This is a genomic window from Mycolicibacter virginiensis (assembly GCF_022374935.2).
GTDB classification, from domain to species: domain Bacteria; phylum Actinomycetota; class Actinomycetes; order Mycobacteriales; family Mycobacteriaceae; genus Mycobacterium; species Mycobacterium virginiense.
Genome location: NZ_CP092430.2, coordinates 2793682 through 2807581, shown reverse-complemented (window position 1 = coordinate 2807581; position 13900 = coordinate 2793682). Strand labels below are relative to the sequence as shown.

Annotated in this window: 14 protein-coding genes; 13 read left to right on the top strand and 1 reads right to left on the bottom strand. The window is 67.5% G+C overall.

Going from position 1 to position 13900, the window contains the following annotated elements; translation table 11 throughout:
- Positions 1 to 32 precede the first annotated feature (32 nt).
- From thrS to MJO54_RS13375, 7 genes are all read left to right on the top strand, one after another.
- Positions 33 to 2111, top strand: a complete 2079-nt coding sequence (gene thrS / locus MJO54_RS13405) for a threonine--tRNA ligase (protein ID WP_046283653.1) — start codon at positions 33 to 35, stop codon at positions 2109 to 2111.
- Positions 2108 to 2677, top strand: coding sequence for an ATP adenylyltransferase (locus tag MJO54_RS13400; RefSeq protein WP_046283654.1), 570 nt, complete (start codon positions 2108 to 2110; stop codon positions 2675 to 2677). The genes thrS and MJO54_RS13400 overlap by 4 nt, the downstream gene beginning before the upstream one ends.
- A complete protein-coding gene (gene pgsA / locus MJO54_RS13395; RefSeq protein ID WP_240175025.1) occupies positions 2677 to 3360 on the top strand; it encodes a phosphatidylinositol phosphate synthase in 684 nt (227 codons plus the stop codon). Before MJO54_RS13400 ends, pgsA begins: the two co-directional genes overlap by 1 nt.
- Positions 3357 to 4301, top strand: a complete 945-nt coding sequence (locus MJO54_RS13390; protein ID WP_064891268.1) for a phosphatidylinositol mannoside acyltransferase — start codon at positions 3357 to 3359, stop codon at positions 4299 to 4301. The genes pgsA and MJO54_RS13390 overlap by 4 nt, the downstream gene beginning before the upstream one ends.
- On the top strand, positions 4301 to 5434 hold the full coding sequence (locus MJO54_RS13385; protein ID WP_046283657.1) for a glycosyltransferase family 4 protein: 1134 nt from the start codon (positions 4301 to 4303) through the stop codon (positions 5432 to 5434). The genes MJO54_RS13390 and MJO54_RS13385 overlap by 1 nt, the downstream gene beginning before the upstream one ends.
- The gene (locus tag MJO54_RS13380) at positions 5434 to 6483 is read left to right on the top strand and encodes an NUDIX hydrolase (protein WP_240175024.1); all 1050 of its coding nucleotides are present in this window, start codon (positions 5434 to 5436) and stop codon (positions 6481 to 6483) included. The genes MJO54_RS13385 and MJO54_RS13380 overlap by 1 nt, the downstream gene beginning before the upstream one ends.
- Before the next feature lie 61 nt (positions 6484 to 6544).
- Positions 6545 to 7558 carry an alcohol dehydrogenase catalytic domain-containing protein gene (locus MJO54_RS13375; protein ID WP_240175023.1) on the top strand — a complete coding sequence of 338 codons (1014 nt, stop codon included), beginning with the start codon at positions 6545 to 6547 and terminating at the stop codon, positions 7556 to 7558.
- Between the two features lie 86 nt (positions 7559 to 7644).
- Here MJO54_RS13375 and MJO54_RS13370 read toward each other — a convergent pair whose 3' ends face one another.
- Positions 7645 to 8427 carry a Coq4 family protein gene (locus MJO54_RS13370; protein ID WP_064891271.1) on the bottom strand — a complete coding sequence of 261 codons (783 nt, stop codon included), beginning with the start codon at positions 8425 to 8427 and terminating at the stop codon, positions 7645 to 7647.
- 77 nt (positions 8428 to 8504) lie between these two features.
- On the opposite strand from MJO54_RS13370, the gene MJO54_RS13365 reads away from it, so the two are divergent.
- The 6 genes from MJO54_RS13365 to MJO54_RS13340 all read left to right on the top strand — a co-directional run bounded on the left by MJO54_RS13365 (position 8505) and on the right by MJO54_RS13340 (position 13883).
- Complete coding sequence (locus MJO54_RS13365) at positions 8505 to 9161, top strand: TetR/AcrR family transcriptional regulator (protein ID WP_065152435.1); 657 nt, start codon at positions 8505 to 8507, stop codon at positions 9159 to 9161.
- 78 nt (positions 9162 to 9239) lie between these two features.
- Positions 9240 to 10157 (top strand): pyridoxal 5'-phosphate synthase lyase subunit PdxS, encoded by a 918-nt coding sequence (pdxS, locus tag MJO54_RS13360; protein ID WP_046283662.1) that lies wholly within the window; start codon positions 9240 to 9242, stop codon positions 10155 to 10157.
- Between the two features lie 42 nt (positions 10158 to 10199).
- The gene (gene tesB, locus MJO54_RS13355) at positions 10200 to 11045 is read left to right on the top strand and encodes an acyl-CoA thioesterase II (RefSeq protein ID WP_046283663.1); all 846 of its coding nucleotides are present in this window, start codon (positions 10200 to 10202) and stop codon (positions 11043 to 11045) included.
- Entirely contained in the window at positions 11042 to 11638 is a 597-nt protein-coding gene (pdxT, locus tag MJO54_RS13350; RefSeq protein WP_240175022.1) for a pyridoxal 5'-phosphate synthase glutaminase subunit PdxT, read from the top strand. Before tesB ends, pdxT begins: the two co-directional genes overlap by 4 nt.
- Before the next feature lie 76 nt (positions 11639 to 11714).
- Positions 11715 to 13076 (top strand): ABC1 kinase family protein, encoded by a 1362-nt coding sequence (locus MJO54_RS13345; RefSeq protein ID WP_046283665.1) that lies wholly within the window; start codon positions 11715 to 11717, stop codon positions 13074 to 13076.
- A gap of 51 nt (positions 13077 to 13127) precedes the next feature.
- A complete protein-coding gene (locus MJO54_RS13340; protein WP_105294362.1) occupies positions 13128 to 13883 on the top strand; it encodes a YebC/PmpR family DNA-binding transcriptional regulator in 756 nt (251 codons plus the stop codon).
- Positions 13884 to 13900 lie beyond the last annotated feature (17 nt).

The following is a 13900-nucleotide window of genomic DNA, read 5'->3' as shown; positions in this document are numbered from 1 at the left end:
GACCGCCCGACAGCCCCACTGGAGACCAGCCCATGACCGCGCCCGCCATCCCCGCCCCGGCAAGCCCGATCCGGGTGGCTGCCGGGACAACCGCGGCCGCGGCGGTGCGCGCGGCGGGCCTGCCCGACCGGGGAGCCCCCAACGCGATTGTGGTGGTGCGCGACGCCGAGGGCCGACTGCGCGACCTGAGTTGGACTCCCGAGGTCGACGCCGAGGTGACCCCGGTGGCCGCCGACACCGACGACGGCCGCAGCGTGATCCGGCACTCGTGCGCCCACGTGCTGGCCCAGGCGGTCCAAGACCTGTTTCCGGCCGCCAAACTCGGTATCGGCCCGCCGATCACCGACGGCTTCTACTACGACTTCGACGTGCCCGAGGCGTTCACCCCCGAGGATCTGGCCAAGCTGGAGAAGCGGATGCGCGCCATCATCAAGGACGGGCAGCTGTTCTCGCGGCGCGTCTATGAGTCCAAGGACGCCGCTCGCGCCGAGCTGGCCGGCGAGCCCTACAAGCTCGAGCTGGTCGACGACAAGTCTGGTGACAGCGACATCATGGAAGTCGGCGGCGACGAACTCACCGCCTACGACAACCTGAATCCCCGTACCCGGGAACGGGTTTGGGGTGACCTGTGTCGCGGCCCGCACATCCCGACCACCCGGTTCATCCCGGCGTTCAAGCTCACCCGGTCCTCGGCCGCCTACTGGCGCGGTGACCAGAACAATGCCAGCCTGCAGCGCGTCTACGGCACCGCATGGGAATCGCAGGAGGCACTGGACAGTCACCTCGAACTGATCGAGGAGGCGCTGCGCCGCGATCACCGCAAGCTCGGGGTCGAGCTGGACCTGTTCAGCTTCCCCGACGAAATCGGTTCGGGGCTACCGGTTTTCCACCCCAAGGGTGGAATCATTCGCCGCGAGCTGGAGGAGTACTCGAGGCGCAAGCACATCGAGGCCGGCTACCAGTTCGTCAACACCCCTCACATCACAAAGTCCGAACTCTACGAAACCTCCGGACACCTGGAGTGGTACCGGGAGGGCATGTACCCGGCGATGCACATCGACGCGGAGTTCGCCGAGGACGGCGCACTGCGTAAGCCGGGCCAGGACTACTACCTCAAGCCGATGAACTGCCCGATGCACCACCTGATCTTCCGGTCGCGTGGGCGCTCCTACCGGGAACTTCCGTTGCGGCTCTTCGAGTTCGGCAGCGTCTACCGCTACGAGCGTTCCGGCGTGGTGCACGGTCTGACCCGGGTGCGCGGGATGACTCAGGACGACGCGCACATCTACTGCACCCGCGAGAGCATGCGTGACGAGCTGACCTCGTTGCTGCGCTTCGTGTTGGACCTACTTGCCGACTACGGTCTGGACGACTACTTCCTGGAGCTGTCCACCAAGGACCCGGAGAAGTACGTCGGCTCCGACGAGGTGTGGGAGGAGGCGACCGCCACGCTGCGCGAGGTCGCCGAGGAGTCCGGGCTGACCCTGGTGCCTGACCCGGGCGGTGCCGCCTTCTACGGACCGAAGATCTCGGTGCAGGTCAAAGACGCGCTCGGTCGCAGCTGGCAGATGTCGACCATCCAGCTCGACTTCAACATGCCCGACCGCTTCGAGTTGGAGTACACCGCCTCTGACGGGACTCGCCAGCGACCCGTGCTCATCCACCGGGCGTTGTTCGGTTCGATCGAGCGCTTCTTCGGTGTCCTGACCGAGCACTACGCCGGTGCCTTCCCGGCTTGGCTGGCGCCGGTCCAGGTGGTCGGCATCCCGGTCGCCGACCAGCACGTTGCCTACCTGGACGACCTCGCCGCGCAACTGCGCCGCCACGGAGTGCGGGTCGAGGTCGACGCCAGCGACGACCGGATGCCCAAGAAGATCGTCAACCACACCAACCAGAAGGTGCCGTTCATGCTGCTGGCCGGCGACCGCGATGTCGAGGCGGGCGCGGTGAGCTTCCGGTTCGCCGATCGCACGCAGATCAACGGGGTGCCGCGCGACGAGGCGGTAGCGGCCATCACCGGCTGGATCGCTGCACGCGCCAACACGGTGCCGACCGCGGAGACGGTCAAGGCGGGCCTCGAGTCGGGTCCCGAAGCGAGTGAGGCGCAGTGAGCAGCGACCAGGCCGGCGAGGAGGCGATCGTCGACACCGGCGCCGGTGATCCCGACCGGCTGGAGCGACTGTGGACGCCGTATCGGATGACCTATCTGGCCGAGGCGCCGCTGAAGCGCGACGATTCCGGGTCGGCGCGATCCACCCAGCCGTTCACCGACATCCCCACGCTCTCCGATGAGGACGGGCTGGTGGTGGCGCGCGGTGAGCACGTGTATGCGGTGCTCAATCTCTACCCGTACAACCCGGGCCATCTGATGGTGGTGCCTTACCGGCGGTTCTCGGAGTTCGAAGACCTCACCGACGACGAGGGCAGCGAGCTGATGGCGTTCATCCAGAAGGCGATCCGCGTCATCAAGGCCGTGTCACGCCCACACGGATTCAATGTCGGGATGAACCTCGGCGAGTCGGCCGGCGGGTCGCTCGCCGAGCACCTGCACGTACACGTGGTGCCGCGCTGGGGCGGTGACGCGAACTTCATCACGATCGTCGGCGGCTCCAAAGTGATCCCGCAACTGCTGCGCGACACCCGCCGGCTGCTCGCCGACGAGTGGGCCAAACAGTAATGAGCAGATTGCCGTTCCTGTCGCGGGCGACGTTCGCCGGCATCACCACGCCAGTGGCGCGCGTGCTGTTGCGAGCCGGACTCACCGCCGACATCGTCACGATGATCGGCACTGCCGGCGCGGTGCTGGCGGCGCTGACACTGTTCCCGACAGGTCAGCTGTTCGCCGGCACCCTGATCGTCTGGTTCTTCGTGCATTTCGACATGGTCGATGGGGCCATGGCGCGGCAAAGCGGCGGCGGTAGCGCGTTCGGCGCCGTCCTGGATGCGACCTGCGACCGGATCAGTGACGGCGCGGTGTTCTGCGGGCTGGCCTGGTGGGCGGCGTTCGGTCTGGACGACCCGCCGCTGGTGGTGGCCACCCTGATCTGCCTGGTCACCTCGCAGGTGATCTCCTATATCAAGGCCCGCGCGGCGGCCAGCGGACTGCGCGGCGACGGCGGCTACATCGAGCGGCCCGAACGGCTGATCATCGTGTTGGTGGGTGCCGGATTGTCCGGCCTGCCGGTCTTCCCGCTGCCGTGGGCGTTGCCGGTGGCGATGTGGTTGCTGGCGGTGGCCAGCCTGATCACCTGCGCTCAGCGGCTGCACACCGTCCGGACCTCGCCGGGTGCAGTGGAGCCGTTGCCGCAGGGGTCCGACGGCCCCGACGGCTCCGACGGTGAGGAAACCACGGGACCGTGACATTCATCCCGAGCGGCCTGCGAGTTCCCGGGCTCAGTCAGCTGGATGCCTGGGCCACCGACGCCGGATTCGCGGCGGGCTGGATGCTGGTGCGCGCGATGCCGGAATTCGTCGCCCGCAACGCGTTCGACGCAGGCGCCCTGTTCGCCTCGCGCGGTGGGGGACCCGAGCAGCTGCGCAGGAACCTGGCCCGTGTCGTCGGGGTGGCGCCACAGGAAGTGCCGGCGGAGCTGATGCGAGCCTCACTGGCGTCCTATGCCCGGTACTGGCGCGAGGCGTTTCGCCTGCCCACCATGGACCACGCGGCGCTGGCAGCGCAGCTGCACGAAACGGTGCGGGGTCGCGACCACGTCACCGCGGCGTTGGCGGCCGGCCGCGGGGCGGTGCTGGCGTTGCCGCACAGCGGCAATTGGGACATGGCCGGGGTATGGCTGGCCCAGACCCACGGCGGATTCACCACAGTCGCCGAGCGGCTCAAACCCGAATCGCTCTACCGGCGGTTCCTCGCATTCCGGGAGAGCCTGGGATTCGAGGTGCTGCCGTTGTCCGGTGGCGCCCGGCCGCCGTTCGAGGTCCTCGCCGAGCGCCTCACCGGCAACGGGCTGGTGTGCCTGATGGCTGACCGTGACCTGACCCGCAACGGGGTGGCGGTCGACTTCTTCGGCGACGTCACGCGGATGCCCGCCGGATCGGCGAGACTCGCGATCGAGACCGGCGCACCGCTGCTACCGGTGCACTGCTGGTTCGACGGTGCCGGCTGGGGCATCGACATCCAAGCCCCGCTGGATTGCAGCAGCGGCGATGTCGGCCTGATCACCCAGGCGCTGGCCGACAAGTTCGCCGCGGGCATCGCGGAGTACCCGCAGGACTGGCACATGATGCAGCCGCAGTGGATCGCCGACCTTCCCGAATCGCGACGGGCGCGCTTGGGGGAGACCTGATGCGGATCGGCATGGTCTGCCCCTACTCGTTCGATGTACCGGGCGGGGTGCAGGCTCATGTGCTGCAGCTGGCGGAGGTGCTGCGCGCTCGCGGACATCACGTCAGCGTGCTGGCACCGGCGTCACCGGATGTCGTGCTGCCCGACTACGTGGTGTCGGCCGGCAAGGCCGTCGCGATCCCCTACAACGGCTCGGTGGCCCGGCTGCAGTTCAGCCCCGCGGCGCACCGGAAAGTCAAGAAGTGGTTGGCCAAGGGCGACTTCGATGTGCTGCATTTGCACGAGCCGAACGCCCCCAGCCTGTCGATGCTGGCGCTGAATGTGGCCGAGGGCCCGATCGTGGCGACCTTTCACACCTCGACGACCAAATCGCTGACGCTGAGTGTGGTCCAGGGCCTGCTGCGGCCGATGCACGAGAAGATCATCGGCCGCATCGCGGTTTCCGACCTGGCCCGGCGTTGGCAGATGGAGGCCCTGGGCTCTGACGCAGTGGAGATCCCCAACGGGGTCGACGTGGCTGCGTTCGCCACGGCGCAGCCCCTGCCGGGTTATCCGCGAGCGGGGCGCACGAGCCGTACGGTCTTGTTTCTGGGCCGCTACGACGAACCACGCAAGGGGATGGCGGTGCTGCTGGGGGCACTGCCGGCGCTGGTCGAGCGACACGCCGACGTGCAGGTGTTGATCGTCGGGCGAGGCGATGAGGACGAATTGCGCCGCAGCGCAGGAAAATTGGCGAGCCACCTGCGCTTCTTGGGTCAGGTTGACGACGCAGAGAAGGCCTCAGCCCTGCGCAGCGCCGATGTGTACTGCGCTCCCAACACCGGCGGGGAGAGCTTCGGGATCGTGCTGGCCGAGGCGATGGCCGCCGGGACTGCGGTGGTCGCCAGCGACCTGGACGCCTTTCGCCGGGTGCTGGGCGACGGCGAAGCGGGCCGGCTGGTTCCGGTCGACGACTCCGACGCACTGGCCGCCGCCTTGATCGAAGTGCTCGACGATGATGCGCTGCGGGCGTCGTATGTGGCGGCCGGGGCCGAGGCGGTGCGCCGCTTCGACTGGCCGGTGGTCGCCGATCAGATCATCCGGGTCTACGAGACGGTCGCCGGGGTCGGCAGCAAGGTGACGGTGGGCGACTGATGGAGCTGACCATCGTGGCGACCGTACTGGTGCTGGTCGCGGTGGCGGTACTGGCCGCCGCGGTGGCCTGGGCATACCAGACCGCCAACCGGCTTAACCGGCTGCATGTGCGCTGCGACATGTCCTGGCAGGCATTGGACGGGGCGCTGGCGCGCCGCGCGGTGGTGGCCCGGGCCGTCGCGATCGACGCCTACGGGGACCAGGTGGCCGGTCGGCGACTGGCTGCCGTGGCCGATGTCGCCGAGCGGGCGCCACGCCACGCGCGGGAGGCCGCGGAGAACGCGCTGTCGGCGGAGCTGGCGATGGTCGACGCCCAGTCGTTGCCGCATGTGATGGTCGCCGAGTTGGCAGACGCCGAAGCGCGCGTGCTGTTGGCCCGCCGGTTCCACAACGACGCGGTCCGTGACACGGTGGCACTGCGTGAACGGCCCTTGGTCCGAGTTCTGCACCTGGGTGGAACAGCGCCGATGCCAACGTATTTCGAGATCGTGGAGCGGGCAGACGTGGTCGCCCATGGGGGTCGCAGCGTGCTGGATCCGCGCGTCTCGGCGCGGGTGGTGCTGCTCGATGAAGGCGGATCGGTGCTGTTGCTGTGCGGTCACGATCCGGCTCTGCCTGATGATGCGGCCAAGCCGGCGCCACGGTGGTGGTTCACCGTCGGCGGGCAGGTGTTGCCCGACGAGCCGCTCGCCGAGGCGGCGGCCCGCGAACTGGCCGAGGAGACCGGTCTGCGGGTCGAACCCGGTGAGCTGGTCGGGCCGATCTGGCGCCGCGACGCCGTGTTCGAGTTCAACGGCGAGCGCCTCGACAGCCAGGAGTTCTTCTTCGCCTACCGCACTGCGCGGTTCGAGCCATCCGGGGCCGGCCGGACCGGGCTGGAACAGCGCTACCTGCACGGCCATCGCTGGTGCGATGCCGCGGAGATCGCGGCGCTGGCCGCCGGCGGCCAGAAGGTCTACCCGCTACAACTGGGCGATCGTCTGGCTGAGGCGGCTCGCTCGGCCGACGGCGGCGCCGGAGCCGATGGGAGTCTTCGCCGGATTTCCTGACGTGCGCGGCTTAGGCTGAACACGCCTCGGGCGAATCATCCTCGCTACCCAGGGAGCCGCCATGCCAACACATCGGGCCGTTCACGTAGCGGCTGTCGACGCGCCGCTGACTCTGGTCGATGTCGACACCTCGCCGCCGGGCCCCGGCCAGGTTCGTATCGCCGTCGCAGCCTGCGGCGTCTGCGGCACTGACCATGTCTTCGTCAGCGGCGGCTTTCCCGCCATGACCTGGCCGTTGACCCTGGGCCACGAGATCGCCGGCACGATCGTCGAGTTGGGGTCGGGCGTGACGGATTGGCAGCTCGGCGAACGGGTCGCGGTCGGCTGGTTCGGCGGACACTGCAGCCACTGCATTCCTTGCCGCAAAGGCGATTTCATTCACTGCGTCAACGCCTCGGTGCCCAGCTGGCACTACCCGGGAGGTTACGCCGAATCGGTGACGGTTCCGGCCAACGCGTTGGCCCGAATCCCCGACGGGCTGTCCTTCGTCGAGGCCGCGCCCATGGGCTGCGCCGGTGTCACCACCTACCACGCGCTGCGGTCTACCCGGGCACGTCCGGGGGACCGGGTCGCGGTGCTCGGCCTGGGTGGTTTGGGGCACCTGGGCGTGCAGTTCGCCCGGGCGATGGGCTTCGAGACCATCGCGATCGCACGTGGAGCAGCCAAGAAAGCCGACGCGCTTGCGCTCGGTGCCCACCACTACATCGACTCGACCGCCGGCGACGTCGCTGCGGCGATGGCCGCGCTGGGCGGTGCGTCGGTGGTGCTGGCCACGGCGGCCAATTCGCGAGCGATGGCCGACACTCTCGGCGGGCTGGCGCCGCGCGGGGAACTGGTGATCATCGGGGTCACCGGCGAGCCACTGCCGATCGCCCCCGTACAGCTGATCACCCCCGGGCTCAGCGTCACCGGCCACCCGTCGGGCACCGCCCGCGATATCGAGGAGACCATGGCCTTCGCGGTGCTGTCCGGGGTTCGGGCCCATGTCGAGGAGCGTCCGCTGGCCCAGGCCGCCGAGGCCTACGCCGCCATGGCCGAGGGGCGGGCGCGCTACCGGATGGTCTTGACCATCTGACTACTCCCCGGCGAGCAGACGTGAAAGTCCCTTAATTTGCGTGTTTTTGGGCGCTTTCGCGTCTGCTCGCGCTCAAGGAGTCTCGCTCAAGGAATCTCTGCGTCGTAATCCCAGCGGGTCGGCGGTTTCATGCCCGGCGGCATCCAGCCGATGAACATGTGGCCGCCCGGGTGCGCGCTGCGTGTCGGCATGACGCCCAACGCTTCCCGCACCTCGGTGATCGGCTGGTCCAGCAACTCCTCGTAGGGGGCTGCCATCAGATTGTCGGCGCGCTGGCCGCGTCGGACCGCCTCACGGAAGTACCGGATCTTGCGCCGCGGCGAGGCCGGGATGATGGGTCCGAGCAGCCCAAGCGTCAGCGTCTTCAGGGCTCCGGACGGCTCCATCTGGCCGCAGTGAAAACCCAGATTGCCGAACTCTCCGCCCATGTCCGGGCCATAGCCGCCCAGGGTGTGGAACATGTCGTGCAGGGCGGTGCCGCGTCGCATCATGTAGAAGAAGTCGTCGTCCCAGCCGCGACGCTCGGCGATCGGCCGGATCACGGTGTCCACGTCGAACACCCCGGCATCCAAGCGATTGGTGCGCAGAAACGACCGGTAGGCGTGGCCGAGCGTGCCCGCCGGCAACGAGGCCAGATAGTCGTCGTCGCCCAGCAGCGCCAACAGATCCGGCTTCTCGGCGAACAGGCGCCGGCCGTTGGGATGGGACCGTAGCTGGTGATAGCTGCGGGCCAGGATCGGAGCTGCCAGCCCGACGATCAGGTCGAACGCGGCTCCGCCGTTGCGGCCCGGATTGGCCAGCAGACGCCAGGAGCCGAACACGGCCCGCCAGTCTCGTTGCTCGGGAACGCCGATAACCGTTGCCGTCATGCGACGAGCCTTTCGTCGGAAACGCGCGGGGGATGCAGTGAGGTTAATAATAGACATATGCGTAGGAATGTCCATATATGACGATCGGGCGAGACGTGACAGTGCGTCGGCGGGGTCGACCGCCCGGCGGTGGCAACCCTCCCGAGCACGCCCGAGAGCTGCTGCTGGACGCCGCAGAGCGCTCCTTCGCCCGTCGCGGCTACCGCGCTTCGACGATGCAGGTGATCGCACGGGAAGCCGGCTACACCCGCGCGGTGATCTACCGCCACTTCGCCACCCGTGATGAACTGCTGGACGCATTGGTGGTGCGGGTGGCCGGACGCAAGATCGCCGAGATCACTGCCCGGCTGCACCCAGCGACGGACCCCGGCACGCTGGTGACAGAGTCCCTGGTCATCGTGGCCACCGAAGTCGGCCAGGATCCACTGCTCCGGGTTATTTCCGAGCACACCGACGAGGGCAATGTCGCCGCGTTGATCGCGCGGTCGGCGACGCTGGGCGAATTGCTAGCCGGGCTCTACGAGCTGGGATTCCGCCAAGCCGCCGCGCGGCTGCGGCCCGGTCTGCGCTCGCGCGACGCGGCCCGGTTCGTGCTCTCGACCGCACTCGGCCTGTTGCTGGATCTCATCCCCGGTGTTCAGGATGCCGACCAGGTCCGCCGGTATGTGCGGGTGTTCGTATTGCCCGCGCTGCTCGCCGATCCGCCGCCGGCGGGGCCGGTGTTCACGGTGTAGCGGTAATGAGCGGGAAAACGGCTGACGTCGGCCCACTACACTGAGCGGGTATCGCAGGCCAGCAAGGAGAAGCATTCAGTGGACAGCGCGGCGCAGAACGGATCGGCACCCGACGGACAAACGGGTACTGCGCGAGTAAAGCGCGGCATGGCCGAGATGCTCAAGGGCGGCGTCATCATGGACGTCGTCACCCCCGACCAGGCCCGCATCGCTGAGGCCGCCGGCGCCGTCGCGGTGATGGCACTGGAGCGGGTGCCCGCCGACATCCGTGCCCAGGGCGGGGTTTCGCGGATGAGCGACCCGGACATGATCGAGGGCATCATCGCCGCGGTCACCATCCCGGTGATGGCCAAAGTACGAATCGGGCACTTCGTCGAGGCGCAGATTCTGCAGAGCCTCGGGGTGGACTACATCGACGAGTCCGAGGTGCTGACCCCGGCTGACTACACCCACCACATCGACAAGTGGCAATACACCGTGCCGTTCGTGTGCGGGGCGACCAACCTGGGCGAGGCACTGCGCCGGATCACCGAGGGTGCGGCCATGATTCGCTCCAAGGGTGAGGCCGGCACCGGTGACGTCTCCAACGCCACCACCCACATGCGGTCCATCGGCGGCGAGATTCGCCGGCTCACGTCGCTATCGGAAGACGAATTGTTCGTCGCCGCAAAGGAACTGCAGGCGCCTTACGAGCTGGTTGCAGAGGTGGCCAGGGCCGGGAAGCTGCCGGTGACGCTGTTCACCGCGGGCGGCATCGCCACCCCGGCGGACGCCGCGATGATGATGCAGCTCGGCGCGGAAGGCGTGTTCGTCGGCTCCGGTATCTTCAAGTCCGGTGACCCCGCCGCGCGTGCAGCGGCCATCGTCAAGGCCACCACCTTCTACGACGACCCCGACGTGTTGGCCCGGGTATCGCGCGGGCTGGGCGAAGCGATGGTCGGCATCAACGTGGAGGACATCGCGCAACCGCACCGGCTTGCCGAACGCGGCTGGTGACAACGGCGATGAGCGCTCGCGCGAAGAGCAGCCGGTCGTAGGGTGGCGATCGAAGAGATCCTCGATCTGGAACAACTCGAGGTCAACATCTACCGCGGGAGTGTGTTCAGCCCGCTCTCTGCGGACAACCAGCGCACCTTCGGCGGACACGTCGCCGGCCAGGCATTGGTGTCCGCGGTGCGTACCGTGGAGCCGCGCTACCGGGTCCACTCGCTGCACGGATACTTTCTGCGTCCCGGAGATGCCAAGGCGCCCACGGTGTTCACCGTGGAGCGGGTCCGCGACGGTGGTTCGTTCTGTACGCGGCGTGTCAACGCCATCCAGCACGGCGAAACCATCTTCAACATGTCGGCGTCGTTCCAGACCGAACAGCAGGGCATCGAGCACCAAGATGTGATGCCCGACGCACCCGACCCGAAAGACCTGCCCGACATCGCCGCGATGAAGGCCTTCGACGACGAGGGATTCAAGGCGTTCGCCGAGTGGGATCTGCGCCGGGTGCCGCGTGAACAGCTGCCGCACATGCCGGGCAAGGTTGCCGAGCAGCAGGTCTGGTTCCGCCATCGCGACCGGCTGCCCGACGATCCGGTGCTGCACATCTGCGCGCTGGCCTACATGAGCGACCTGACCCTGCTGGGCACCTCCTGGGCGATCCACCCAGGTGAGCGGGACGTCTTGCAGGTGGCGTCGCTCGACCACGCGATGTGGTTCATGCGCCCGTTTCGGGCCGACGAATGGCTGCTCTATGACCAGTCGTCGCCGTCGGCGGGTGCCGGCCGGGCGCTGACCCAGGGCAAGATCTACAACCGATCTGGAGACATGGTGGCGGCCGTCATGCAGGAGGGGCTGACCCGCTATCCGTCGGGATATCAGCCGACCGACCGGTGAACGGCGCGCACATCGGCGTCCTCGCCTTGCAGGGCGACGTCCGTGAGCACCTTGCCGCCCTGAGCGCTGTCGGTGCCGATCCGGTGCCGGTACGCCGCCGCTCCGAGCTGGATGCGGTCGACGCGCTGCTGATTCCCGGCGGCGAGTCGACCACGATCAGTCATCTGCTGCGCGAGCTGGAGCTGGCGGATCCGCTGCGAGCGCGGCTGGCCGACGGGATGCCGGCGTACGGTTCCTGCGCGGGAATGATTCTGCTGGCCAGCGAGATCCTCGATGCCGGCGCGCAGGGGCGTGCCGCAATTCCCTTGTCCGGTATCGATATGGCGGTGCGGCGCAACGCTTTCGGCCGTCAGGTCGACTCTTTCGAGGGTGACGTCGATTTCGACGGCTTGGACGAACCGGTACACGCGGTGTTCATCCGAGCACCCTGGGTCGAGCGGATCGGCCCGGGCGTTGCGGTGCTGGCCGAGGCGGCGGGTCATCCTGTTGCGGTGCGGCAAGGTTGCGTGCTGGCCACCTCGTTTCACCCGGAGGTGACCGGCGACCGCCGTATTCACCGGCTCTTCGTCGACATCGTCGCGGGGCGGGCCTGACCGTCGCACCGGTCGCTGACCGCCAATTGGGTGACCGGGAACACCGCCGCGGAGACCGGCCAGGCATGATGTCCGCATGGCAGATCTCGCGCGGGGCGGATTTCGTCGCGCAGTAAAACTGGCGAGCCTCCCGGCCGGAGTTGCAGGCCGCGCAGCGCTCGGTGTGGGTAAGCGGATGACCGGCAAGACCAAAGACGAGGTCAACGCCGAGCTCCTGGAGAAGGCCGCCGACGAGATGTTCAAGGTGCTCGGCGAGCTCAAGGGCGGCGCCATGAAGGTTGGCCAGGCGCTGTCGGTGATGGAGGCCGCGATTCCTCCACAGTTCGCCGAGCCGTTCCGCGAAGCGTTGGTCAAGCTCCAAAGCGAGGCCCCGCCCCTGCCTGCCGCCAAGGTGCACCGGGTGCTCGACGCCCAGCTTGGCACCAAATGGCGCGAGCGTTTCGCGTCCTTCGACGACACCCCCGCTGCCTCGGCGAGCATCGGGCAGGTCCACCGGGCGGTCTGGAAGGACGGCCGCGAGGTCGCCGTCAAGATCCAATATCCCGGCGCCGACGAGGCGCTGCGCGCCGACCTCAAGCTGATTCAGCGGTTCAACTGGGTCGCCAAGCAGGTCGTTCCCGGCGCTGACGTGGACCGGCTGGTCACGGAGATCAACGACACCCTGGAAGCCGAACTCGAATACCGCCAGGAGGCCGACAATCAGCGGGCCTTCGCCAAGGCCTATGCCGATGACCCGAAGTTCTTCGTTCCGGCGGTGATCGCCAGCGCGCCGAAAGTCATCGTCTCGGAGTGGATCGAAGGCCGGCGACTGTCGGCGATCATCAACAGTGGCACCAAGGAGGAGCGAGACTCCGCGTGCGCGCTGCTGCTGGAGTTCACCTTGAGCTCGCCGGCGCGGGTCGGGCTGGTGCATGCCGACCCGCATCCGGGCAACTTCATGATGCTGCCCGACGGTCGGCTGGGCGTCATCGACTTCGGCGCGGTGGCCGAACATCCCGAGGGCATCCCGCCGGGATTCGCCGAACTGCTGTGCTGGGCTCGGGACGAGCAGTGGGACGAGGCGATCCGGCTGCTCAAGCAACTCGGGTTCATGCCGGCCGACTATGACCTGAGCGCCGAGCAGCTGGTGGAGTACATCCAGCCGCTGTGGCCCTACATCGACCCGCTGCGCTCGGGGGAGTTCCACTTCACCCGTAAGTGGTTCCAGAAGTCTGCGTTGGTCACCACCGATCCGATGGCGGAAGGCTTCGCCGACCGATTCAAGATGGCTCGCCGGCTGACCATTCCCGCTGGTTACGTCATGTTGTTGCGCACGCTGGGCGGTCTGCTGGGCGTCGCGGTGCAGCTGGACGCGCACGTCGACTACGCCGCGCTGATCGAGCGATGGGCGCCGGGATTCTTCCCGCCCGAGCAGCCCCCGGCACGCGACCAGGACTGACACGTAGACTCGTCGCGCAAAGTTTTGACGCAACAGTGAGGTGGGCAACCGATGAGCGGCCATTCCAAGTGGGCTACCACGAAGCACAAGAAGGCTGTCATTGACGCTCGTCGTGGCAAGAATTTTGCGCGGTTGATCAAGAATATTGAGGTTGCGGCGCGGGTTGGTGGTGGGGATCCGTCGGGTAATCCGACGTTGTATGACGCCATTCAGAAGGCGAAGAAGAACTCGGTGCCTAACGACAATATTGAGCGGGCGCGTAAGCGTGGTGCTGGTGAGGAAGCTGGTGGGGCGGATTACCAGACGATCACCTATGAGGGTTATGGGCCCAATGGGGTGGCGGTGTTGATCGAGTGTTTGACCGACAATCGCAATCGTGCGGCTAGTGAGGTGCGGGTGGCGATGACGCGTAACGGTGGTCAGATGGCTGATCCGGGTTCGGTGGCGTATCTGTTCAGTCGCAAGGGGACGGTCACCTTGGACAAGAATGGGTTGACTGAGGATGACGTGTTGGCGGCGGTGTTGGATGCCGGTGCTGAGGATGTCAATGATTTGGGGGAGAGCTTCGAGGTGATCTCGGAGCCGGGGGATCTGGTGGCGGTGCGTAGTGCGTTGGTGGAGGCTGGGATCGATTATGACTCCGCGGAGGCCAGTTTTCAGGCGTCGGTGAGTGTTCCGGTCGATGTCGAGGGTGCCCGCAAGGTGTTGAAGTTGGTTGACGCCCTTGAGGACAACGACGACGTGCAGAACGTGTGGACCAACGTCGATCTGTCCGACGAAGTACTGGCAGCCCTCGAAGAGGAATAAGCGATCCCGGCAGGGGG

Coding starts and splice junctions, on each gene's coding strand:
- thrS (WP_046283653.1), top strand. CDS start 33: ATGACCGCGCCCGCCATCCCCGCCCCGGCAAGCCCGATCCGGGTGGCT.
- MJO54_RS13380 (WP_240175024.1), top strand. CDS start 5,434: ATGGAGCTGACCATCGTGGCGACCGTACTGGTGCTGGTCGCGGTGGCG.
- MJO54_RS13370 (WP_064891271.1), bottom strand. CDS start 8,427: ATGACGGCAACGGTTATCGGCGTTCCCGAGCAACGAGACTGGCGGGCC.
- MJO54_RS13345 (WP_046283665.1), top strand. CDS start 11,715: ATGGCAGATCTCGCGCGGGGCGGATTTCGTCGCGCAGTAAAACTGGCG.
- MJO54_RS13375 (WP_240175023.1), top strand. CDS start 6,545: ATGCCAACACATCGGGCCGTTCACGTAGCGGCTGTCGACGCGCCGCTG.
- pgsA (WP_240175025.1), top strand. CDS start 2,677: ATGAGCAGATTGCCGTTCCTGTCGCGGGCGACGTTCGCCGGCATCACC.
- MJO54_RS13365 (WP_065152435.1), top strand. CDS start 8,505: ATGACGATCGGGCGAGACGTGACAGTGCGTCGGCGGGGTCGACCGCCC.
- MJO54_RS13340 (WP_105294362.1), top strand. CDS start 13,128: ATGAGCGGCCATTCCAAGTGGGCTACCACGAAGCACAAGAAGGCTGTC.
- MJO54_RS13385 (WP_046283657.1), top strand. CDS start 4,301: ATGCGGATCGGCATGGTCTGCCCCTACTCGTTCGATGTACCGGGCGGG.